19 protein-coding genes are annotated in these 23117 nt (G+C 73.1%); 10 read left to right on the plus strand and 9 right to left on the minus strand.

Annotated elements, in window-relative coordinates:
* The first annotated feature begins 370 nt into the window (after positions 1-370).
* The 5 genes from WMF28_RS27605 (at position 371) to WMF28_RS27625 (ending at position 5991) form a co-directional block, all read left to right on the plus strand.
* Entirely contained in the window at positions 371-502 is a 132-nt protein-coding gene (locus WMF28_RS27605; protein WP_437574097.1) for a hypothetical protein, read from the plus strand.
* Between the two features lie 232 nt (positions 503-734).
* Positions 735-1517 carry an ABC transporter permease gene (locus WMF28_RS27610; protein ID WP_437596316.1) on the plus strand — a complete coding sequence of 261 codons (783 nt, stop codon included), beginning with the start codon at positions 735-737 and terminating at the stop codon, positions 1515-1517.
* Complete coding sequence (locus tag WMF28_RS27615; RefSeq protein WP_437596317.1) at positions 1517-2587, plus strand: ABC transporter substrate-binding protein; 1071 nt, start codon at positions 1517-1519, stop codon at positions 2585-2587. The genes WMF28_RS27610 and WMF28_RS27615 overlap by 1 nt, the downstream gene beginning before the upstream one ends.
* A 133-nt stretch (positions 2588-2720) precedes the next feature.
* Positions 2721-4295, plus strand: coding sequence for a hypothetical protein (locus WMF28_RS27620; protein WP_437596318.1), 1575 nt, complete (start codon positions 2721-2723; stop codon positions 4293-4295).
* Between the two features lie 574 nt (positions 4296-4869).
* Positions 4870-5991 carry an SMP-30/gluconolactonase/LRE family protein gene (locus WMF28_RS27625; RefSeq protein ID WP_437596319.1) on the plus strand — a complete coding sequence of 374 codons (1122 nt, stop codon included), beginning with the start codon at positions 4870-4872 and terminating at the stop codon, positions 5989-5991.
* 131 nt (positions 5992-6122) lie between these two features.
* On the opposite strand, the gene WMF28_RS27630 is transcribed toward WMF28_RS27625, so the two are convergent.
* The gene (locus tag WMF28_RS27630) at positions 6123-8513 is read right to left on the minus strand and encodes a glutamine amidotransferase (protein ID WP_437596320.1); all 2391 of its coding nucleotides are present in this window, start codon (positions 8511-8513) and stop codon (positions 6123-6125) included.
* Between the two features lie 292 nt (positions 8514-8805).
* Here WMF28_RS27630 and WMF28_RS27635 point away from each other — a divergent pair, with 292 nt between their 5' ends.
* Positions 8806-10146 (plus strand): PAS domain-containing protein, encoded by a 1341-nt coding sequence (locus WMF28_RS27635; protein WP_437596322.1) that lies wholly within the window; start codon positions 8806-8808, stop codon positions 10144-10146.
* A 439-nt stretch (positions 10147-10585) separates the two neighbouring features.
* Here WMF28_RS27635 and WMF28_RS27640 read toward each other — a convergent pair whose 3' ends face one another.
* The 4 genes from WMF28_RS27640 to WMF28_RS27655 form a co-directional block, all read right to left on the minus strand.
* The gene (locus tag WMF28_RS27640; protein ID WP_437596324.1) at positions 10586-11191 is read right to left on the minus strand and encodes a hypothetical protein; all 606 of its coding nucleotides are present in this window, start codon (positions 11189-11191) and stop codon (positions 10586-10588) included.
* Positions 11192-11267: 76 nt separating this feature from the next.
* Positions 11268-11687 (minus strand): hypothetical protein, encoded by a 420-nt coding sequence (locus WMF28_RS27645; RefSeq protein ID WP_437596325.1) that lies wholly within the window; start codon positions 11685-11687, stop codon positions 11268-11270.
* A 6-nt stretch (positions 11688-11693) separates the two neighbouring features.
* Positions 11694-12608, minus strand: coding sequence for a DUF4159 domain-containing protein (locus WMF28_RS27650; protein ID WP_437596327.1), 915 nt, complete (start codon positions 12606-12608; stop codon positions 11694-11696).
* Complete coding sequence (locus WMF28_RS27655; protein ID WP_437596329.1) at positions 12605-13240, minus strand: hypothetical protein; 636 nt, start codon at positions 13238-13240, stop codon at positions 12605-12607. The genes WMF28_RS27650 and WMF28_RS27655 overlap by 4 nt, the downstream gene beginning before the upstream one ends.
* A gap of 127 nt (positions 13241-13367) precedes the next feature.
* Here WMF28_RS27655 and WMF28_RS27660 point away from each other — a divergent pair, with 127 nt between their 5' ends.
* The gene (locus WMF28_RS27660) at positions 13368-14837 is read left to right on the plus strand and encodes an N-6 DNA methylase (RefSeq protein ID WP_437596330.1); all 1470 of its coding nucleotides are present in this window, start codon (positions 13368-13370) and stop codon (positions 14835-14837) included.
* Positions 14834-16189 (plus strand): restriction endonuclease subunit S, encoded by a 1356-nt coding sequence (locus WMF28_RS27665; protein ID WP_437596331.1) that lies wholly within the window; start codon positions 14834-14836, stop codon positions 16187-16189. Before WMF28_RS27660 ends, WMF28_RS27665 begins: the two co-directional genes overlap by 4 nt.
* Positions 16190-16447: 258 nt before the next feature.
* Here WMF28_RS27665 and WMF28_RS27670 read toward each other — a convergent pair whose 3' ends face one another.
* On the minus strand, positions 16448-16747 hold the full coding sequence (locus WMF28_RS27670; RefSeq protein ID WP_437596332.1) for a 4Fe-4S dicluster domain-containing protein: 300 nt from the start codon (positions 16745-16747) through the stop codon (positions 16448-16450).
* 181 nt (positions 16748-16928) lie between these two features.
* Here WMF28_RS27670 and WMF28_RS27675 point away from each other — a divergent pair, with 181 nt between their 5' ends.
* Entirely contained in the window at positions 16929-18299 is a 1371-nt protein-coding gene (locus tag WMF28_RS27675) for a sigma-54 interaction domain-containing protein (protein WP_437596334.1), read from the plus strand.
* Positions 18300-18457: 158 nt separating this feature from the next.
* Here WMF28_RS27675 and WMF28_RS27680 read toward each other — a convergent pair whose 3' ends face one another.
* The 3 genes from WMF28_RS27680 to WMF28_RS27690 all read right to left on the minus strand — a co-directional run bounded on the left by WMF28_RS27680 (position 18458) and on the right by WMF28_RS27690 (position 22531).
* Positions 18458-19435 (minus strand): hypothetical protein, encoded by a 978-nt coding sequence (locus WMF28_RS27680; RefSeq protein WP_437596335.1) that lies wholly within the window; start codon positions 19433-19435, stop codon positions 18458-18460.
* Positions 19436-19444: 9 nt separating this feature from the next.
* Complete coding sequence (locus tag WMF28_RS27685) at positions 19445-21397, minus strand: protein kinase domain-containing protein (protein WP_437596337.1); 1953 nt, start codon at positions 21395-21397, stop codon at positions 19445-19447.
* Positions 21398-21757: 360 nt separating this feature from the next.
* Positions 21758-22531, minus strand: coding sequence for a hypothetical protein (locus tag WMF28_RS27690; protein WP_437596338.1), 774 nt, complete (start codon positions 22529-22531; stop codon positions 21758-21760).
* Positions 22532-22857: 326 nt separating this feature from the next.
* On the opposite strand from WMF28_RS27690, the gene WMF28_RS27695 reads away from it, so the two are divergent.
* Positions 22858-23115: a hypothetical protein gene (locus WMF28_RS27695; RefSeq protein WP_437596339.1), complete on the plus strand. Its 258-nt coding sequence runs from the start codon at positions 22858-22860 to the stop codon at positions 23113-23115.
* Positions 23116-23117 lie beyond the last annotated feature (2 nt).

The raw sequence follows: 23117 nt of genomic DNA on the forward strand, positions 1-23117 counted from the left end.
GCCGGCAGACCGCGGCGGTTTCCCGGTGCCCTTCGCTCAGGCGGTTCAGCAAGCCCGGTGCCGGGTAAATACCCTTGTTTTCAGGCACATTCCGGGAACCGTGGCCCCGCCGGCGCCCAGCCGGTGGGCGGCCGGCGTCCACGCCGTGGACACCTCCGGCAGCCGCGCATCGCCCGGAGCAAGCAGGCGGCCCTGCTGAAGGCCCCACCGTCTCCCGGCCGTCCTGCTTATCCGTGGACGAGCGAAGGCAGCGAGACGGCGAGACGTGCGCGATCGCGAAATACAAAGTTCGTGACTTCGCCGCCGGAGTTGGTGCTACCCTCGATCAAGGTGGATTTTTTACCAACGCGTCCACCGAGGCGGTGCTCCCATGGGTGACAAATCTCCGAAGGCCAAAGATCGTCAGAAGAAGCAGGACACTGCGGACAAGAACCAGAAGAAAGCAGCCGCGGCAGCCAAGGCGTCGCCGGCTCCGGCCGCGCCCGCCAAGAAGGGCAAGTAGTCGGGCCGAGAGGCGCCGCGCTCGGCGCGGTTCACGCCCCGCCTCGACAAGACCCCCTCTCGCCCAAGCCCCCCCTCCGCCCGCCGTCGCGGGTGTTCCGGACGCATAGAGATCCACCGCGGTCAGGCACCGGCCGCGCGATGCGTCGCTCTCCACCCCATCTCTCATCGAGCGCGCAGAGCGCTCGCGCCCTCTTCCTGGCGCGGCGGCGTCGCGCTATGAGGCTCGAGCCGTGCGACCGACTCTGCTTCAGGCCGTGGCGCCGCCGCTCGCCGCGCTCGTGCTCTTGCTCGCGCTCTGGGAGGTGCTCGCCCGCGGGCTCGACATCCCCGCCTATCTCCTGCCGCCTCCCTCGGACGTGGCGCGCGCGGGCGCGAGGGACGCCGCTACCCTGCTCGCCGGCGCCCTCACCACCGCCAAGGCGGCGCTCGCCGGCTTCTGCCTCAGCGCTGCGGTCGGCGTGCTCGCCGCCATCGCGCTCGCCTCGTCGCGCCCGCTCGAGAGGGCGCTCTACCCCTATACCGTCTTCCTGCAGACCGTCCCGATCGTCGCCATTGCCCCGCTGCTCGTGCTCTGGTGCGGCCCCGGCCTGCGCGCGGTCGCGGTCTCGGCGTTCATCGTCTCCGTGTTCCCGGTCATCGCGAACACGCTCACCGGCCTGCGCTCCGTCGAGCCCGCGCTGCGCGATCTCTTCCGGCTCTACGGCGCCCGCCGCTTCGCCATGCTCCGCAAGCTCGAGCTGCCCTCGGCGCTCCCCCACATCGTGACCGGGCTCCGGATCGCGGCGGGCCTCGCCGTCATCGGCGCCATCGTCGGAGAGTTCGTCGCCGGCTTCTCGGAGGACGCCGCCGGCCTGGGCATCCTGGTCCTGTCCGCCTACCGCCAGCTGCGCACGGATCTGCTCTTCGCCGCCGTGCTGCTCGCCTCCGCGCTCGGCCTCGCGCTGTTCGGCGCCGTCGACCTCGCCGGCAAGCGGCTCTTGCGGCGCTGGCATCCTTCGGAGATCAATCGCTGATGCACTCCCGTGACAGTCGCCGGCTGGTCCTCCAGCGCCTCGCCTCCCTCATCGCCGTCCCCCTCTTCGCCCCCGCGTGCTCGCGGTCGCCGGAAGGCGATGGGCGCTCATCGGCCCCCTCCCCTCAGGGAAGCGCGCCGGCCGCGCCCGCCCAGGGCGCGCAGGGCGCGCCTGCCCAGGGCGCGCCGGCCGCGAAGGTGAAGCTCGCGCTCAACTGGGTCCCGGAGCCCGAGTTCGGCGGGTTCTACGCGGCGCGCGAGACCGGCGCGTTCGCGAAGGAGGGGCTCGAGGTCGAGATCCTCGGCGGCGGCGCCGGCGTGCCGGTCGTCCAGATGGTGGCCGGCGGGCAGGTCGATTTCGGCCTCTCCGGCGCCGACGAGGTGCTCACCGCCCGCGCCCGCGGGGCGGACGTGCTCCCCCTCTTCGCCGTGTTCCAGACCTCGCCGCAGGCCATCATGACCCACGAGAGCCGCGGCGCGAAGGGCATCGCCGACATCCTCGCGTCGGGCGGCACGCTCGCGATCGAGCCGGGGCTGCCTTACGCGGCGTACCTCAAGAAGAAGTACGGGTTCAACAAGGTGAAGGTCGTCCCGTACGACGGCGGCGTCGCCCGCTTCGTCGCCGACAAGGACTTCTCGCAGCAGTGCTTCATCACCGCCGAGCCGATCGCGGCCAAGCGCAAGGGGAGCGATCCCGCCGCGTTCCTCGTGGCCAGCGAGGGGTTCAACCCGTACGTGGTGGTCGTGATCACGCGCGCGGCGCTCTGGAAGGAGAACCCGGAGCGCGTCCGCGCGTTCATCCGCGCCACGCGGGAGGGCTGGCGCACCTACCTGCACGATCCGAAGCGCGCCAACGAGGTCATGGCCCCGCTCAACACCGCGATGGACGCGGAGACCTTCGTCGCCGCGGCGGAGGCGCAGCGGCCGCTCATCGAGACCCCCGAGACCCAGGAGAAGGGCCTCGGCGTGATGACCCGCGAACGCTGGGAGACGCTCGCGAAGCAGCTCGTGGACCTCGGCGTGCTCGAGAAGGTGCCGCCGATCGACGATCTGCTCGTCGCCGCGCGCTGATCGGAGCGGCAGGCCAGCCGGCGCGCAGCGCGAGGCGAGATCTCGGCCCGCGACTTCGTCTAGAATGCGGCTCGCGCGCGCGTCGCGCCCCCCACGGCGCTGCCGCGCCACAACGCAAGGGAAAGCGCCCTCCATGGCTTCCACGCATCGACCTCGGGCCAGCCGGCTCCCGTCCGCCTCGCTGCCCCCCGCGGCGGCGTACGTGCCTGCCGCTGTCGTCGTCGCCGTCGCCGTCGCCTCCGGGGCGTGCGGCGAGGAGTTCACGGCGCGCCCGCCCGACATGTCGACGACCTCCAGCACCAACGGCAGCGGCGGCGGCGGCGGCAGCGGCGGCAGCGGCGGCAGCGGCGGCGGGTGCCCGGGCGGCGGCGAGGTGTGCGGCGACACGTGCGTCGACACGAGGACCGACGCGGAGCACTGCGGCGCGTGCGACGTCGTCTGCTCGGCCTTCGACGGCCGGCCCAGCTGCCTCGACGGCGTCTGCCAGTCGCCGGCGTGCGAGGAGAACCGCGGCAGCTGCGACAAGGACCCCGAGAACGGCTGCGAGGTGGATCTCCTCACGAGCCTCTCGCACTGCGGCAGCTGCGACAACCCCTGCAAGGGCCAGTGCAGGCAGGGTGCCTGCGTCGTGCCCACGCACATCTCGGCCGGCACCGATTACACCTGCGCGGTGCTCAGCGACGGCACGGTCTGGTGCTGGGGCAGGAACACCTGGGGCAACATCGGCGACGGCACGCTGCAGCAGGATCGGCCGATCCCGAGGCAGGTCGTCGGCCTCGGCGGCGGCGCCGCCAAGGTCGCGACGAGCATCTCGTCGGCGCGGTCGCACACCTGCGCGGTGCTGACCGACGGCGCCGTGGCGTGCTGGGGCGCAGGCAACAGCGGGCAGCTCGGCGACGGCGAGGCGACGAACTCCCTCTCTCCCGTGCGCGCCGAGGAGCTCGCGGGCGCGACCCAGGTCGCCGTCGGCGGGAGCCACACCTGCGCGGTGACGACGTCGCGCAATCTCTTTTGCTGGGGCGAAGGCAGCTCCGGCCAGCTCGGTTACGGCGACGAGGCCGATCTGTACGTGCCCACCGTGGTCCTGGACGGCGTGGCCTCGGTGAGCGCCGGCCTCTCGCACACCTGCGCGGGCATGATCGAGCGGATGGGCGAGCGGCGGATGAGCTGCTGGGGCCACAACCAGAGCGGCCAGCTCGGCTCCGGCAACTTCGGGCCGTCGAGCGTCCCGCTGACCCTCCAGGGCCTCACCAGCGTCGCGCTCACGGCCGCGGGCGCCTTGCACATGTGCGCCGCGCCGGCGACCGGCGTGGCCTCCTGCTGGGGTGAGGGAGCGCAGTTCCGCCTCGGGACAGGCACCGAGAACGTCGAGGCGGCGCCGCGCGAGATCCCGGATCTCGTGGACGTGAGCCGGCTCGCGCTCGGCGCGAGGCACTCCGGCGCGGTGCTGGCCAGCGGCGACGTGCTCCTGTGGGGCGACAACACGAAGGGTCAGCTCGGCAACGGGACGCAGGATCCATTGTTGCTCCCGCAGCCGCTCGAGCTGACCGACGTTGTCGAGCTGGCCCTCGGAGCGGACCACAGCTGCGCGCTCAGGCGCACGGGCGAGATGCTCTGCTGGGGAGACAACAGGAACGGCGAGCTGGGCGACGGGACCATCGAGCCGCGGCTCGTGCCGACGCCCGTCGCCTGGCCGGCGCGGCCGTAGACGCGGGGTCCGGCGGGTGAGACGTCGAGGCCAGCGCGGCGCGCCGGGCCACGACGTCTCGCCCGCCGGCATCGACGCGATCTGGACCTGCGCAATCCAGACAAGCTGACCAGGCGCGGGGCGGCGCTCCCGCTGCTCCCGTCACACGGCCCGTACCCGACGCCGTTGCGTGATCGACGCCGGCGCGCCGCGTCGCGCCGAGCCGGCGCCGACAAGACATCGCTTGGTGCGCGAATCAATCACATTCGATCACAGGACGACACGCGCCTGTTAGCCACTCATGTCAACACGTGGTAGCACGTGGTCCAGCGGGGGCGCAAACGCGTAAAGCCGCAGATTCAATCATAGTAAAGACAGGAGCCTGACCGCATCGCGCAGCCGCCTCACCGCGACTTCATGATCGAAGGAAATTTACCTCGACAGCCGATTGGCTCATCGGCATATACTCCAGCCATCATGGACGCGTCTTCGGCTTGACGAAGCCGGGCCGATCGCACCTTGGCATCTCGATGGCGTTCATTTCGACAACCCCGGTCCGTGGACCACGGACCCAGGAGGGAGCATGTCGCATTTTATGCAGTCAAAACTATCGCGCTCGAGCAGAACTGGGCTTGTTTGCGGCGCGCTGACGCTGCTTTCCATCGCGTCGGCGCTGATCGCAGATTCGGCCCGGGCGCACGGGGAATGGCACGGCCAGATCAAGACGTTCGCGACGTTCCCGGCGTCTCCCGGGTTCCCTGAGGGGATCGCGGTCGATGGCAATCGGGTCTTCGTGTCTGGCCCGGCGACGTTCGGCACCGCGGGTCAGGGGCCGTCGAAGATCTTCGTTCACGACAGGGACAGCAAGGTCCTGAAGGGCACGATCACGGTGGCGGGCGAGGCGCTCGGCGCGGAGCATGCGCTGAGCTGCATCGCGGTCGACGGCCAGGGCCGTGTCTATGCGCTCAGCACGCAGCTGGGACTGCTGCGCTTCACCAAGACTGGACACGGATATGTCCAGGAGACCTACGGCGCTCCGCTGCCGGATCTGCCGGCGTGCGTGGCGGCCGCGCCGGGAGAGGCGTGCTCGCCGACGCCCTTCGAGGTGCCGCCGATCCCGAACGACATCGTCTTCGACGAGGAGGGCTATGCCTATGTGACCGACTCGTTCCAGGCGACGATCTTCCGCTATGCGCCCGGGGGCGGCGCGCCGCAGATCTGGTTCCAGAGCCAGGCGCTCGCCGGAGCGCCCCCCCAGCCGTTCGGCGTGAACGGGATCAGGCTCGATCCGCTGCGGGAGCACGTCTATGTCTCGGTGACCTTCTCCCTGTCGGATCCGAGCCTCGGGTCCATCTACCGGCTCCCCTTGGTCGACGCCCCGGAGGAGGCCGATCTGGAGCTGGTCCACGACTACACCGCCGGCGAGGCGCCCGACGGGTTCGCGTTCGGCCAATCGGGGAAGCTCTATGTCACGCTCGCCGCGGCCAACGCCATCTCGGTGCTCGACGAGCACGGGGTCGAGGAGGCGCGCATCGAGAGCTCGCCCGGAGACGAGATGCCCCTCGACGCGCCCGCCAACGTCGCCTTCAACGACGCGGCGAAGATGCTGCTCATCGTGAACCACGCGCTCCTCAGCGGGAACCCGGACCACTTCGGGGTGCTGAGGGTGTGGGTCGGCGACAAGGCAGATCCGCTGGAGAAGCCGTGGCTTCCTTGAGGCGAGGCGGGTAGCCCGCGGGCGGCCCCGTCCCGCGGAAGGGGGCTCATCGCGCGGGGCGGGGGAGCGGAAGGGGGCTCATCGCGCGGGGCGGGGAGACTGACAGCACCCCCCCTCGAGGCGAGGCCCCCTCAGGCGAGCCCCCCGCGCCTCCGCACGATCCAGTGCGCGCCGAGGGCCGCGGCCGCCGCGACCGTCCAGGCCCAGGGGGGCAGGAGCGGCGCGACGTGGCGCTCGGCCGCCACCTGCGTGGCGGCCGGCAGCGGCAGCGAGCCGGCGGCCGACGGCAGCACCGACGCGCCGCCCGTCGCCCTGGCGATCTCCTCCAGGCGCGCGACGTCCGGGCGCGGATCCGCCCACTCGTCGCCGCCGCGCTCGCACGCGAAGTCGCGCCTCGTCGTGGCGCCCTTCGCGTCGCCGGCGGCGCCCTCCGCCGGGACGATCTCCACCGTGGCCGCGTAGCCGCCAGGCTCGAGGCGGCCGGCCGCGAGCTCGATCGGCTCGCCGCCCTCCCCGATCCGCGCGCTCAGCGTCTTCACGACCGTGCCGCTGCCGAGGCGCGCGATCGTCACCCTGGCCTCGCCCCGCTGCCCCGCGAGCGGGCGCAGCACGAGCGCCGTCTCCTCGCCCGCGAGGCAGCCGCCGCGCGGCTCGATCGCGGCGGGCTCGAAGCGCGGGTCGCGCATGAGCCAGCCGAGCAGGGCGTCCCAGAACGCGCCGTGCGCGCGGCCCGCCGAGCTCGAGGCGAACGCGCTGAAGAGCAGGCGGTGGCTGCCGTCGAGCGTCAGCGCGATCGTCCGGCCGCTCTCGTGCTCGCCGAGCGAGAGCACCGGCATCGGCGCGCCCGAGGCCGTCGTGCGCGTCGGGTGCGTCATCAGCACCATCGCCCCGGGGAGCGGATCGCCGACCACGTTGGTCCCCGGCATCTCCGGCATCTCGTCGCCGATCAGCGCGAGCAGCGGCGCGAGCACCGGCGCCGTGCGGCCCGCGGCGGTGATGCGCGGCACGAAGGCGCCGAGATCCGGGGGCGCGCGGCCGATGTCGAGATCCACCGGCAGCACGCGGGCGAGCCGCGTGCGCGCGTAGTTGCCCTGCACGAAGGCGTTCGGGCCGCCCACCATGATGAGGCCCCCGCCCTTGTCGACATACTGGGCCAGCGCCGGCAGGTGCTTGGTCAGGCCGTACGGCGCGGCGTCGAAGTCCTGCAAGACGACCGCGTCGAAGCTGGACAGGTGCACGCTGAAGAGCTCGTCCACCGGGAAGGGGATCAGCGCGAGCTCGTCGGACGACGCGTTCACCTCATCGCCCGGGGTGCGCAGGATGAAGAACGCCACGACGTCGACCGAGGCGTCGGCCTTGAGCCACATCCGGAGCGCGCGCACGTCGTACGTCGGCCGGCCCGCCACGTGGAGCACCCGGATGCGATCGCGCGCGACGTCGAGCGTGACGTAGCGGACGTCGTTCTCGGGGAGCTCGTCGCCGTCCGGCGCGTCGATCGCCACCTCCAGGATGCGCCTGCCGGCGCGGTCGAGCGTCACGCCGAGCTCGACCGTGCCGACGCCTCCCTCGACGTGCGCCGTGCCCGTCGCGAGCGTCGTGGGCGCGCCCTGCTCGCGCAGCTCGCGGGCGACGACGGGGACCGCGTCGCACGCGAGGCCGCCGCTGCAGCCGATGTCGATCCGGAGCGAGAGCGGCTGGTGGGCGACGGCGGCGCCGGAGGTCCGGACCGCGCGGACGCTGGCGTCGCGCACGGACTCGGTCGCCACAGCGACCGTGTGCACCGGGACGTCGAGCCCCTCCAGCGCGGCCCGCGTCGCCGCGGCGGTGCCCTCCGCGCCCGGGCGGTCGAGGCGGCCATCCGAGACGACGACGAACGCCGACGGCCGCTCGTCCGCGGCGCGGGCGAGCGCCTCGAGGGCGGCGCTGAGGTCCGAGCGGCGCTGCGGCCGGCCTCGCGCCGGCGTCGCGGCCAGCGCGGCGGGCGCAGGAGCGCCGGCGCTCCCGCCCGGCGCCGGCGCGGGGCCTGCGCTCCCGCCCGGCGCCGGCGCGGGGCCTGCGCTCCCGCCCGGCGCGGGCGCGAGGCCGCCGGGATCGCCTGCCTGCGCGTCAGCCGGCAGCGGCGCTCCCTCGCCGAACAGGTAGCGGGAGAGCCGGACGTCGGAGCGCTTCCCGAGCTCCGCGAGCGCCAGCTGGGCGCTGTCGCGGCGGGTCCCCGCGAGGCCGGGCAGGTCCATGGACCGGGAGCCGTCGACAAGCACAACGACCTTCGGGCCCACGAGGCTCCCGCGCGACACGACCGCGACCGGGCGGAGGATGGCGGCGAGCAGGCAGAGCACGGCGAGCGCGCCCGTGAGCGCCGTGCCGAGCGCCGCGCCGCGGCCGCCGCCCGCCCCCGCGGCGGCCCGGCCGCGCGAGCGGACGAGCTCCAGCACGAGCAGCCCGAAGCTCAGCGCGGCGACGACGCAGGCGACGGCGACGACCGGCGAGGAGAGATCCCCCGAGGGCGCGAAGCTCCGCGTCACGGCCGCTCCGGGAGCGAGCGAGCAGAGCGAGCAGGAGAGGGCGAAGAGGGTGGCCCGCTGGATGCGCCGGCTGCGTGGGAACGCGACAGCGCGAGCAGCGAGTCGAGGGCGCGCGACACGGGCGGAGCCTAGTACATCGGGCCGAGGGTGTCCCAGCCCGGCGCTCACATCGACGCCGCGTGTCCCAGCCCAGCACCGCCTCTGCGGCGACCTGCCAGGCAACATCGAACAGCCCTGCCAGCGACCTTGAAACGCCGGCGACGCTCCGCGTAGGCTCGTAATCTTGTCGAAGATGCGCGACGATCTGGGCGAAGCCGGGCGGCTTGGAGAAGAAAACGCGGAGCTGCGCGCGCGCGTGGCGGAGCTGGAGAAGGCGCTGGCGGAGCGGTCCGACGGTCGCGCGCCGGACGGCGCGGCGCCGAACGGAGCTGCGCCAGACGACGGGGCGCTGAACGGCGCGGGGAGCGCGGACGCTCACGCCGCGCTCGACGGCCTGCCCACGGCGGTGCCAGCGGTTGTCTACTGGCGCCTGGACGGCACGGTGACACGCTGGAACGACGCGGCCGAGCGCATGTTCGGCTGGAGCGCGGGCGAGGCCGTCGGCCGCAGGCTGACCGACCTCGTGGCCGCGGATCCCGTGTCCCCTGCCGCGGTGCGGGCGTTCGAGTTCACGCGGGAAGAGAGCCGGTTCGCCGCGACAGCGAGCGCGGCCAGGACGAAAGAGGGAAACGCGCTCGTCTGCCGGTGGACCTACGCCGTGCTGCGCGACGACCGGGGCGACGCGCGCGAGATCGCCGCGATCGTCGACGACACCGGCGACCAGCGACGGAGGGAGCGGACGGTGCACGGGCGCTACCAGATGCTCCTGCAGCTCGTGGACAACGCGCGCAGCTCCATCTTCGTCAAGGACATCGCGGGGCGCTACGTCTTCGTCAACCGCGCCTATGCGCAGACCTTGCAGAAGCACGGCGTCGAGCTCATCGGAAGAGATGACAGGGAGGGCTCCATGCCCCCCGAGATCGCCGAGATGCTCGCGGAGAAGGAGCGAGAGGTGATGGCCGGCGGTCAGGTCATGCAGTTCGAAGAGGTGCTGCCGCTCGGCGACGATCGACTCCATTATTTCACGGTCAAATTCCCGATCCACGACGAGCACGGCGAGCCGATCGGCCTCGGCGGCGTCGTGACCGAGATCACCACCCTGAAGCGCGCGGAGGCCGAGCGGGCCGCGCTTCAGGAGGAGATCATCGCCGGGCAACAGGCCGCCCTGCGGGAGCTGTCCACGCCGCTCATCCCGCTCGCCGACGGGGTGGTGGCGATGCCGCTGGTGGGGACGATCGACAGCGGGCGCGCGGAGCAGATCATGGAGACGTTGCTCTCGGGCATCACGAGACAGGGCGCCCACACCGCGATCCTGGACATCACCGGCGTGCGCGCCGTCGACACGCTCGTCGCGGACGCGCTGACGCGGACCGCGCGCGCCGCCCAGCTGCTCGGCACCCGCGTGGTGCTCACGGGCGTCCGCCCGGAGGTGGCCCAGACGCTTGTCACGCTCGGCGTGGACCTCTCCGGGATCACGACGCTGAGCACCTTGCAGAGCGGCATCGCGCACGCCCTGCGTCACGCCCGGCGGTGACGGCGAGCTCCTCGATCGGCAGGGCCGGTGAGCCCGGCGACGGTGAAGCGGTCGCGCCCGTCGACGGGCCCGCCGGTTCGCGACGTGGTGGGATCAACCCGGCCGGTCAAAAACGAGGAGCGAGGGAGGTCGCGACCAGCACCGGCGCTCGTCTGCGAGGCTGAGGAAGGGTCGGGACCTATCGCGGAGGATGAAATTCAGCCTGTAAGAAGGTCCCGATCAAAAGAATTGAATTTTTTCATACAAATGGAGAGTTCGTGACCCCGTCGCAGGCTCCCGTGGAGGCACCGTGGTGGGTCGGGACCTCGCGGGCGGCATCAGCGCGACGAGGCGCGACGGTCCGGACCTCTCACGGATTCAACTCGTGGCAGCAGTGGCGCAATGCCCCTGTCGGCCCATGCTGCGTTGAGCTCAAGATGTGCCATGGGCGAGGCAGCTTCTACCGGGTCGAGGCTGTCTCGGTGCTCGGTCCGTCCTGCTCGCCGAACGAGAACGCGCCCGTGATGCCGAGGTGAAGCGACGTGAAGGCGCCGCCGTAATCCCTCGCCCACATCGCTCCGAAGCCCGCGTGCCCGCCGACCCGGAACCCGCGCGACAGGGCGGCATCCACGGCCAGACCGACGTCCATCAGCGGAGCCTGCGCGCGGCGCTCGTAGCCGTCGGTGTCGCCGGTGATCCACGCGTATCCGCCGCGCGCGAACAGCGACGGGACGACCCGGTCGCCGACGCCGAGGCGCAGGCCGCCGAGGAGACGGAAGGCCAACGGATTCGACGGCAGGAGCGAGGAGCCGTCGGCGACGCCGTCTCCCTGCGCGATGAACACGAATCCCGCGCCGGCCTCGGGGGCGAGGAAGACGCCCTTGCCCAGATCGACCTCGTACCCTGCTCGAGCTGTCATACCGAACGTCGCACCGTTCCAGTCGGCGGCCTCCCCGACCGCGTGGCCGACGTCGACGTCCCCTGACACCGTGGGCGCCGCGATCGCTGGATGGCTCAGCAGCGCGATCGCCGCAAAGGATGCTCCGAGAAGAAGAACGTGTCTCATGGGGTCACCTCGTCCAGAGGCGCCTTAGCAACCGCCATACCCGGCCGCGGAGCGGGGGCGCGTCAGGATCCGCCGCTCAGCCGCCCTGCGCGAGGTACCGCAGGAGCGCGGCCTCGTCGCTCGTGATCAGCCGCTTGATGCTGTCCCTCCTCGCATAGCGCTGGGCCTGCAGCTCGCCGACGACGCTCTGCACGAGCACGCCGACCCTGCGGAAGCCCTGGAACCAGAGCGGCCGGAGGCGGTCGAGGGCAGCCTCGAACGCGGGATCGTTCCGGCCAGGAGCGGCGCGGATGTCGAGGAGGAGGGCATACCGCGAGCGGCCCAGCCCATCCATGCAACGGCAGACCGACGCCATCGAGGCCTCGAGCTCCTCGATCGAGGCGAACGGCTTGCTGCTGCGCACATTCCAGACGATGCCCAGCGGCGCGTCGACCAGGACCGCGTAGTCGTCGTTCTGCCAGACCGGCTTCGGCGCGGGGGCGAGACGATCCGGCATGTCAGCTCAGGGCGCTCGGGGGCGCCCGGGCACGGAGCGGGGTCGCGCATCGTCGATCGCGCGGCGGCGCATCAGGAACGGCGCGTGCACCTGATCGTCCTTGTAGTTCGAGCAGAGCACGTACATCGCGATGTTCACCGCGAGCCGGAACGCGCGCTCGCGCTGCGCCTCGCCCCCGGGCGTGACATCGACGCTCGAACCGCCGCCATCGGAGCGCGCCAGCGCGCCGGCGAGGTCGTGGTCGGAGAAGATCACCTGCGGCAGGCCGCCGCGCACGATCGCCGAGAGCTTCTGCGGGCCCTCGACGCGGCCGACGGCGCGCGGGAGGAGATAGAAGGAGCGGAAGACGACGTTCTCCGTGCCGATCGGGATGGGCGAGCCCTCCGGAAGGACACGGGCGATCTCGCGCCGCGCGGCGCGGCCGAACGCGCCGCTCCCCGGGGCGAAGTCGTCGACGAAGAGCACGCCGCCCAGCGCGAGGAAGCGCCGCAGACCGAAGACCTCGCGCTCGGTGAGCGGCGGGAGATCACCCTCGCCGCCCCAGAGCGCGAACGGCTCGGCCAGGAGCGCCGGGTCGTCGGCGCGGACCGTGGTCGGGTTGCGACGCGCGGGCGCGCTCGTCCGGCGCTCCAGCTCGAACGACCAGCGCGCCGGCGCGGTGGCGCGCACGCCCTCCCACCGCGCGTTGCCCGTGAGCAGCGGCCGCGGGTTCCACGCCCCCTCCTCGCCGAAGGCGCGCGCCGGACGCGGCACGGCCGAGAGAAGCAACGCCGAGACCAGCACAAGCGCCGCCGCGGCGAGGCGGCGAGGCGGCACCGCCGCGACGAGGCGGCCTGGCGCCGCCGCGACGAGGCGGCCTGGCGCCGCCGCGGCGAGGCGGCCGAGCCCGGAGGCGCCGGCTCTGGCGAGCCACCGTTTCAATCGAAGTCCTCGACCCGCCATACACCCGCCTCGCGCCGGAGCTTCACCTCGTGCCCACCCGGGATCTGAACCGTCGCGGAGTCGCCCGCAATCCGGACCTCGAGGCCCTCGGGCTGGGCGAGCCCCTCGACAAGCGAGCGGAGGTCGCTCTCGATGGCGCTGCGCGTGGCCGGCGTGAGGACCCGCAGCAGGCCGGCGTAGCTGCGGCGCGCGAGGACGCGGCGGAGCTGCTCGAGCGCCTGCTCGGGGGTGCGGCCGCCCGCGGGCAGCGCGTCGGCGGCCGAGATCCGGAAGGCGCGCTCGCGGTCGTCGAGCTCGAGCGTCGCGATCTCGCCGTCCGGGTAGCGCACCCGGGCGCGGGTCCTGACCACCACCCCGGGCGCCGTGACGCTCCTGGCCTGCTCGGCGAGCTCGGCGCGCGCCTCGGCCACCCGCCGCCGCACCTCCTCGCGCGACGTCGCGGTGCGGCTCCGCTCGCTCAGCATCCCGTAGATGGCGTCGGCGTCGCCGCGCGCCGCCGCGTCGGCGTAGGCCCGCACCGCCTCCTTCGGGTCGGGGAGCGAGGACGACGCGCACGCGAGGCCGGTGAGCGGCGCGAGGAGCGCGAGCAGCGAGGTGAGGGCACGCGGCACGGGCCGAGCCTAGTACATCGGCGCCGGCGCGTCCCGGCGCCGTCGAGACACGTGGAGACCCGGCCGTGGTAAGGCGGCGCCCTCCGCGCCTCGATCTCCTCCACGACCTGAACGAAGCCATCGCCGCATGACCGACGTTGTTGGAAAGCTCTGGGGGTTCTGCCACACGCTCCGCCACGACGGCATCGATCATGGAGACTACATCGAGCAGATCACGTACCTGCTCTTCCTGAAGATGGCCGCCGAGCGAGGCCTCGATCTCTCGCGCGTCGAGCCCAGGGCGCCCCGCGGCGAGGTCGGGACGATGGATTGCTCCTGGCCGGCCCTGCGCGCGACGAGCGGGCAGGCGCTGCTCGACCGCTACGCCGAGGTCCTCCGGCGCCTCGACCAGGCCCCCGGCGTGCTGGGGGAGATCTACGCGGGCTCGCAGCCGCGCTTCAAGAGCCCCGCGAACCTCCAGCGGCTCGTCGACCTCATCGACGACGTCGCGTGGACGCGCCTCGGCGTGGACATCCAGGCCGCGGCGTACGAGGGGCTCCTCGAGAAGGCCGCCGCCGAGGGGAAGAAGGGCGCGGGGCAGTACTTCACGCCCCGCGTCCTGATCCAGTCGATCGTGCGGTGCATGCGGCCCGACCCGCGGGGAAAGCCGGGCTTCGCCCTGTGCGACCCGGCGTGCGGCACCGGAGGGTTCCTTGTCGCCGCCTGGGAATGGCTCGAGGCCGAGGCGCGGGGGACGCTCGATCGGGAGGCGGCGGGCCGGGTCAAATCCACTGTGTTCTTCGGAAACGAGCTCGTCGCGCGCCCCCGCCGGCTCGCCCTCATGAACCTGTACCTCCACGGGATCGAGCCGAGGATCGCCCTCGGCGACTCGATCGACGCCCCGCCGCCGCCGCCCGAAGAGCGGTTCGACGTGATCCTGACGAACCCGCCGTTCGGCACGAAGGGGGCGCACAAGGCGCCGGCCCGCGAGGACTTCGCGATCGCGACGGCGAACAAGCAGCTCAACTTCATCCAGCACGTGCTGACGATCCTGAAGCCCGGCGGCCGGGCGGCGATGGTCCTGCCAGACAACTGCCTGTTCGCGGACCAGGCAGGCGCCGTGCTCGAGATCCTCGCCGAGGGCTGCGATCTGCACACGGTGCTCCGCCTGCCGCGCGGGACGTTCACCCCGTACAGCCCCGGCGTGAAGGCCAACGTCGTCTTCTTCACGAAGGGTCGCGCGACGGAGAAGGTCTGGATCTACGACGCGCGGACGGGCGTCCCGTCGATCACAAAGAAGGATCGGCCGCTCTCGCCGGCGCACTTCGCCGAGTTCGAGCGGTGCTACGGCGGCGACCCGGAGGGGCGGGCGCGGCGCGAGGCGGCGAGCTCCAGCGAGGGTCGCTTTCGGAGCTTCGAGCTCCGCGAGGTCGAGGAGCGCGAGTTCAAGCTCGACGGGTTCAAATGGCTCCGGGAGGAGTCGCCCGACGACGCCGGCGAGCTGCCGGAGCCGGAGGAGCTGGCGACCGACGCGATCCAGGAGCTGGAAGAGGCGGTCGCCGCGCTGAACCGCGTGCTGGCGCTGCTCGAGGGCGGGGCGAAGGCGGCGGAGGCGTGAGCGGGCGCCTGCCCGAGGGGTGGGCCGGGACGACGCTCGCGTCGCTCTGCTCCCACCGGACCGGGAGCTCGAAGCTCATCAAGGGGAAGCTCCACGCCGAGCAGCGGCCCGGGCGCTTCCAGGCGTTCAGCGCGTCCGGCCCCGACGTGTGGTCCGACCGCTGGGAGCACGAGGGCGAGGCGATCGTCGTCTCCGCCGTGGGGACGCGGTGCGGGAAGGCGTTCAAGGCGCGCGGGCGGTGGTCGGCGATCGCGAACACCCACGTGGTCTGGCCGGACCCGCGGGCCATCGACGTCGACTACCTGTTCCTCCACCTCAACGACGAGGGCTTCTGGGCGAAGGGCGGCTCCGCGCAGCCGTTCGTGAAGGTGCGCGAGACCTTCGAGCGCCCCTTCGCGCTGCCTCCCCTCCCCGAGCAGCGCCGCATCGTCGCGAAGGTCGAGGCCCTGCTCGGCGAGGTGGACGCGGCGAGGGCCCGGCTGGCCAGGGCGTCGCTCGTCCTCAGGCGGCTCCGGCAGGCCGTGCTGGCGGCGGCGTGCTCGGGCAGGCTCACCGAGGACCTCCGCGCGCCGGACGCCGCCGCGCCGCCCTCCGCCGAGCTCCCGGAGGCCCTGCGGCGCTCGTGGCCGGCGGCGCCGGGCGCGGGGAGCGGCGGCGGCTCGACGCGGCGCCTGCCGGCGTCGTGGGCCCTCTGCCCGTTCGGCGCCCTCGTCGACAACCACGACGGGCGGCGCGTCCCGGTGAACTCCACGGTTCGAGGGGGGCGCCGGGGTTCGTATCCCTATTACGGCGCGTCGGGGATCATCGACTCGATCGATGGCTATCTGTTCGACGGCGACTACCTGCTCGTCGCCGAGGACGGCGCGAACCTCCTGTCCAGGAGCACCGCGGTGGCCTTCGCCGCGAGCGGGCGGTTCTGGGTGAACAACCACGCTCATGTCGTCCAGCCGAAGGCCGGCGTGGTCCTCGGGTACCTCGAGCTGCTCCTGAACTCGCTCGATCTCCAGCACCACGTGACCGGCTCGGCGCAGCCGAAGCTCACGCAGGCGGCGCTGAACGGCATCCCTGCCCCGCTGCCGCCGAGCGAGGAGCAGGCGGAGATCGTCCGCCGCGCGCAGGCGCTCTTCGCGCTCGCCGGCGCGGTCGAGGAGCGCGTGACCGCCGCCGCGGCCCGGGCCGACAGGCTCGCGCAGACGATCCTCGCCCGGGCGTTCTCGGGCGAGCTCGTCCCCACCGAGGCGGAGCTCTCCCGCGCAGAGGGCCGGGACTACGAGCCGGCGGAGGCGCTCCTCTGCCGCGTCCAGAGCGCGCGGGCGGGAGCCGGGGCGAGGAGGAGCGCCGGCCGGCGCTAGGACACAGATCGCTTGAAGACCGAGCTGGCGGCCGCCCAGGCCATCTGGGCGGCGTAGGCGAACCCCTCCGCGGTGACCTCGTAGCGATCCAGGTCGTCCCTGGTCATGCCGACATCCTAACTACCGCGCTGCCGCCGGGATCCCACAACCTGCGGGGGGCGCTACCCGCCGGCGCGCCGCCCCGCCTCGCCGCTCGGGATCAGGGTGGGTGTCGTGGCCTCGCCGGCCGAGGACACCGGCGAGCGCTCGCGGCAGCGCTCAGGCGCGCTCCGCGAAGAAGCGGGCGTTGATCTCCCGGTAATGTCCCCACTCGGCCGGCAGCTCGTCCTCATCGAAGATGGCGTTCACCGGGCACTCGCCCTCGCAGGCGCCGCAGGAGATGCACGACTCGGGATCGATGTAGAGCTGGAGGCGCGCAAGGCGCGTCGTCCGCTCTTCTTCCGGGATGCGCGCGATCTCGTCGATCGGGAGCGGGCCGTGGATGCACTCGACGGGGCAGACGGAGACACACGCTGTGTCGCAGGTGGCGATGCAGGGCTCGGCGATGACATAGGCCATGAAGGGTCCTTTCCGCGGAACGGTCGTCCGCGCTCTCCTCTCCTTGCTCGGTTTTGCATTTGCACGGCGCGTACCCGCGGCCCGAGCGGCCCTTTCCCGGGCCCGCGCTGGCCTTGTGCTGCCCGGGCAACGCCCCTACGGTGCCGCGCAACGCCATTTCGGTGGCGTCGCTCCGCGCACGATGACCGCCCCCGCCGATCGCGCCGTTCTCCTGCTCGCCGACCTCGGCGAGGCCGCGGCGCGCGCGCACACGGAGGCGACGCTCGTCCCCGCGGTGAGCGCCGTGCTCGCGCGCCACCTCCCGCTCCGGCGGCTCGATCTCCGCCGCGGCGCGGCGGCGCCGGGCGCGCCGGAGATCCGGCGCGAGGCGGGCGGCGAGACGCTCGCCGTCTTCGCGCTCCGCGACGCGGACGGCGCCGTCGGCTGCGCCACGATGGCGCTCGGCGAGGGCGCGACGCTCGAGCTCTCGCCCGCGCTGCTCGAGGCGCTGGGCCGCCTGCTCGCCGTGGCGCTCCGGCAGGTGCAGGTCCTCGGGCGCGTCGCGGCGATCGCGCGCCGCGCGCAGGGCGAGAAGCGGGCGCTGAAGGAGGAGCTCGACCGCGTCGCCCTGCCCCGGGAGGTGGTCGCGGCGAGCCCGGCGATGCGGGCGATCTTCCAGGAGATGGTGCCGCTCGTGGCGCGGCAGGACACGACCGTGCTCGTGCGCGGCGAGACGGGCACCGGCAAGGAGGTGATCGCGCGCCGCATCCACGCGCTCTCGCGCCGCGCGGAGCGGGCGTTCCTCGCGGTGAACTGCGGCGCGCTGCCCGAGGGGCTCGTCGAGAGCGCGCTCTTCGGCCACGAGCGCGGCGCGTTCACCGGCGCCGCGGCGCGGCACCACGGGATGTTCGAGCGCGCAAACGGCGGGACGCTGCTGCTCGACGAGGTCGGCGAGCTGCCCAAGGCGGCGCAGGCGAAGCTCCTGCGCGTGCTCCAGGAGGGCGAGATCGAGCGCGTCGGCGGCGAGGGCGCGGTGCGCGTCTCGGTGCGGGTGATCGCCGCGACGCACAGGCCGCTCGAGGCCATGGTGGCGAGCGGGGCGTTCCGTGAGGACCTGTATTACCGGCTGCAGGTGTTTCCCATCGTCGTCCCCCCGCTGCGGGAGCGGCCCGAGGACCTGGAGCCCCTCACGCGGGTCATCGTGGAGAAGGTCGCGGCGAGCTTCGGCCGGCCGCCGCCGCGGGTGAGCGTGGCGGCGATGGCGCGGCTGCGGGCGCACGGCTGGCCGGGCAACGTGCGGGAGCTGGAGAACGTGATCGAGCGGTCGATGGTGATGTCGACCGGGGACGAGCTCATCCTGTCAGCGCCGCTCGCCGCGGCCCCCCGCGCGGCGGGGCGCGCGATGACGTACAGGGAGGCGGCGCAGCGCTGCATCGAGGAGGCGCTGCGGGCCTCGGGCGGGAAGATCTACGGGGAGGACGGGGCGGCCGCGGCGCTCGGGCTGAAGCCGACGACGCTGCAAAGCAAGATGCGGAAGCTCGGGATCCGGAGGGAGGGGGGCGAGAAGGGCTGACTCGAGGCCAGCGCAGCCGGACGCCGGACAGCGATGGCCCCGGCGGCATCTTCATCAGCACGAGCGCGAGCGCGCGATCGCGATGACGATCGCGCGCTCGTGCGCGAGGCCCTGCGTGACCACGCCTCGTTCGCAGCTACACAGCCAGTTTCCAGCCATCAGAAGGTGATTTGCAGGCCTATCGCTCCGGGCCCGAGCACCGGGGTCAGCGCCGCGCGCGAGCCCGCCGTCGGGCCCCGGGGTGGCAGCATCAGCAGACCGGCGACGCCGACGCCGGCGCCGACGGCGAGGACCGCGAAGCCGGCGTTGGAGACGTTGGCCAGCGTGTTGGCCGTGCTGAGCTCGCCGCGCCGGCTCGGAGGGCAGCGGTCGTCCGGACACGCCTCGGCGAGCGCCCCGGACTTCGAGAGCGTGAGCGCGCCCGCGACGGCCCCGACCACCAGGCCGACCGCGCCGACGCTGAACCCCGTGGCCATCAGCACCGTCCCGGTGCTCCCCGCCTGCGGCCTCGGCGCGGGCGCCGGGCCCGCCGCGCGCGGCGCCAGCGCAGCGGGCGGCGCGTCCTCCAGCGCCGGGACGGTGACGACGATCGTGGCGCGCTCGGGCGGCACCTCGACGTCGGTCGACCACGCCCTCTTCCCCGGCGCCGCAGCGGCGACGCGGTGCTGGCCTGGATCGATGGGGAACGGCGCGTTCAGGGCAGCGCCGCTCAGCGGCTCGCCGTCGAGGGTGAGGCGCAGGCTCGCGGGCGGCGCAGCCATCCTGACCTCGAGGCGCGCGAGCCGCTTCTCCAGCGCCTCGCGCTGCGCGCGCGCGAAGCCCTCGCGGTCCTTCCGGCCTTCGCGCCGCGCGACCTCCTCCACCGAGCTCAGCTCGGCCCAGGCGGTCGCGAGCTTCCCCACCTTCTCGTGACAGACGGCGAGGTTGAGGAGCGTCCCGGGCTTCGGCTCGATGCGCTGGCTCTCCTCGAACTTGTCGCAGGCCTCGGGGTACTTCCCGTCCTTGAAGAGGTCGCGCCCCTGCCGAAAGAGCACCTCGGCCACGGGCTTGACCGCGCGTTGCGCGGACGCCGCGCCCGACAGCGCGACGGCCCCGAGCAGCACGCCGGAGCCAAGGAACGAGAGCCCTCGCTTCATGTTCCCGACTCACTCACGCTGGTCGAGGAGCCTCTCCACGCGACCCTGGCTCAACCCCCCGGCGCGCGGGGTCGCGGCGCGCGGAGCCGCGGCGCGTGGAGTCGCGGCGCGTGGGGTCGCGGAGCGCGGCACCGGCGCGGCACTCGGGGCCGCTGGGGCAGCCGAGGCGAGCGGCAGCGCGGCGGCGGACGAGGCGAGCGGCGGCGGCGCCGGCGCGGCGGCGGACGAGGCGAGCGGCGGCGGCGCCAGCGCGGCGGCGGACGAGGCGAGCGGCGGCGGCGGCGACACGGCGGAGGCCGAGGCGCGCGGCGGCGCCGGCGCGGCGGCGGACGAGGCGAGCGCCACGGCGCTCGAGCCGTCCAGCGGGGGGAGCCCGGAGGGACGCCCGGCCGCCCACATCCACGTCGCGGCGAGGAGCCCCGCGGCGGTCGCGACCAGGAGCTTCCAGCGCCTCGCCGCAGTCGCCCGTGCGGCCGGAACGATCGACGGCGCCTCGACGGCGGCCAGCTCGCGCAGCGACGAACGATCGCCCGCGTCCACTCCTCGCACCGGGTCCACCCCCCCGGCGGGCGGCCCTGCCGGGGGGAGGGTCGCGCCTCCAGGGCTCGCCATCGTCCCGGCCATGCTCTCGGCGACCGCGATGGCCGATCCCCCGGGCGCGATCGAGGACTCCGGCGTCGGGCCGGTACCGGCGTCCGAGCAGCGGTCCGGCGCCCAGCCCCCGGCGGTCGCCGAGGGCCCCATCTCAAAGGGAACGCCCGTCTCCAGGGTGATCGCGTCCTCCCTCGCCGCAGGCGCGGGCCCCGGGCTCCACGTCGCGCTCACCGGCGCCACATCCTCGGTGGCCGGAGACACCCCTCCCGGCGTCCACGTCGCGCTCGCCGGCGCCACAACCTCGGTGGCCGAAGGCTCCATGGCCGATGACGCCAGCCCCGACGTCCACGTCGCGCTCGCCGGCGCCACAACCTCGGTTGTCGAGCGCATCTCTCCCGGAGCCCACGTCGCGACCGGGAGCGCCGAGACGGGCTCCTCCGGCGCGCGGCCCCGCAGGAGCCCGATCCCGCGCGCGGCGTCCAGCAGCGCGGCGACTGCCCTGCTCGCGCTCGGAGGCCTGTCGCCCGCGCGCTTCTCGAGCATGGCGAGCACCGGCAGGTCGAGCTCGCGCGGCAGATCGGCGCAGACGCTCGACATCCGCGGCGGAGGATTCGATACGTGCTTGTACATCATCTCCACGGCGGACTCGCCGGTGAACAGATGCTTTCCCGTCAACATCTTGTGAATCATCACGCCGAGCGCATAGATGTCCGCCGGCGGCCCGATCCGCTGCCCGCGCGCTTGCTCGGGCGCCATGTACTGCGGCGTGCCCAGCACGACCCCGGTGCTCGTCTCCTCCGAGCCGTCCGCGAGCTTCGCGATCCCGAAGTCGAGCAGCTTCGGGAACCAGGTCCCATCGCGCTCCGCCGCGAGGAAGACGTTGTCCGGCTTCAGATCCCGGTGCGTGATCCCCGCCTCGTGCACGGCGTCGAGCGCGTCGGCGATGCCCCGCAGGATGGGGACGATCGTCGGGAACGGCAGCCGCCTCCTGCGCCGGCACAGCTCGCCCAGCGTGAGGCCGTCGAGCAGCTCCATGACGAAGTAGTGCCGCTGCAGCTCCTGGAGCACGCCGAAGGAGAAGATATCGATGATGTTGCGCTGGCGGATCCGGTTCACCGCGCGCGCCTCGGCGACGAACCTGGCGACGGCCTGAGGCTGCGCGGCAAAGCGCCCGTTCAGGACCTTGATGGCGACCTGCTTGCCGATGATCGGGTGCTCGCCGGCGTAGACCTCTCCAAACGTGCCTGCGCCGAGCTTCCGCTCGATGCGGTACTCGCCGACCATGGTGTGCGCCGCGAGGAGCGGCTCGGCGGGGAGGCTCAGCCGCGCGGGCAGCAGCGGATTGCCGTCTGCCGCACACGTCGTCACATCCTCATCGTACACTGCACCGCACTTGGGGCACGTCGCCATACTGAGCCATGGAAGCTAGGGGTCGCGTGGTCCCGGTTGCCCCGCGCGGGGCAGGTCGTCATGCAAAGCCCTAGAATATCGGGGGCGCGCGGTCTTGGCTACCCCTATCCCCGGCGCCGCCGGGCGCCGTTCTCATCGGCGCGTCTCACTCACGTGCCCGCAAGCGGCACGCGCCCGCAAGCGGCACGCGCCCGCAAGCGGCACGCGCCCGCAAGCGGCACGCGCCCGCAAGCGGCACGCGCCCGCCGCGTGCGTCCACGCCGCCGCCGCGCCTCCCCGCACGGAGCACGGCGCAGCGCGGCACGGCGCCCGCGTGGATCACTGGCATACCTGCGACATGCACGAGCACGAGCTCCCGCACTCCTGATCGATGATGGTGGTCTCGAGGATGCAAGCAGCAACGCAAATATTCGTTCCACATTCAAATTTCACATTGCTCGCGCACCCCGACCGGCCGCACTCGAGATAACACGGGCCGTCATGGCTGCATCGCATGAGCAGGCCTTGACACCCACCGTCGCCGCAGACGATCTCGCACGGGTGCGGCCCTATGCAGACCACGCTGATGTTGTTGCACTGACCGTTGCACTCGAGCCTCGCCGGGCGCTCCTTCGCGTCGAGCATCCGGTCCTCGACGCACTCGCCTTCGGTGTCGCACCGGGTGACGCACTTGCCACCTTGGCAGTGCTCGCAGCCGTCGCACGGGGCCGGATCGGAAGGGCTCGCCCCGCACGCCATGCACGTCGCGGTCATCGTGTCGCAGACCGCGGCGTCGACGCAGCCGTCGAAGATCGAGCAGCTCGTGGCGCACGCCGTCCCGCCCAGGTTGCAGGCGTAGGCCCCGCAGCTCTTCGGCTCGGCGGAGCACGTCCCGTCGCCCCTGCAGGTGCCCGGAGGCGTGGCGATGCCGTCCTCGCACGTCCCGCCGCACCGGGTGCCCGCCGGCCCGCAGTCGCCGATGACGCCGCCCACCGACGGGTCGACGTTCATCCCGTCGATACCCGAGACGAGCTGGCAGCCCACCGCCGTGAGGCTCACGATCAGCGCCAGCGCGCCGCGGGCAGCGAGCGCTATCGAGTCAAGGTCGTTCATCCTGGCGTGGAGTTCAGCCCAGAGGAGCGCCCCGAACAAGCTCGACCTTCAGCGCCCGAGCGACCGAGCTCAGGCGTGGTGGATTTTTCTTCCCTGGGTCCACGCTGCGGCGCGACGGACCCGCGCCGCCGTCCTGTTCCGGGCACGATCGCCGGCGGGCCGACCGGCGCGAGCGGGACGCGCTTGCCCCCCCGGGCGGCCGGCACCATAGCCGACGGGCCGCGCGCTGCCGCGCTGGCGCGCGGTCGGCCGCGTGCCAGCGCGGCAGCGCGAGATCCGAGCCGCAATGAGGACGTGCCCGTGATCTCGGCATGAAGGTAGATGCGATGCCGTACTTTGTTTTCCGGAATTTCCCCGACAATACGCCGATCCCCGATGACTGCTACAGCTGCGACGGTGAACCGGACTGGGCGGCGTTGCTGGAGTGGATATGCCCCGACCTCTCGCCCGACGAGGCGGAGCGGCTCGCCGCCGTCGGCGAGGCGAGCGGAGACCGGCCGGGCATCTCGAGCCTGAAGCGGCTCATCGAGGAGCACGCGACACCGCAGGCGCGCCGTGAGGAGCGCCCGGACGCGACGGCGTGAGG

This window comes from Sorangium sp. So ce590, from assembly GCF_051521365.1.
Taxonomy (GTDB): Bacteria; Myxococcota_A; Polyangia; order Polyangiales; family Polyangiaceae; genus Sorangium.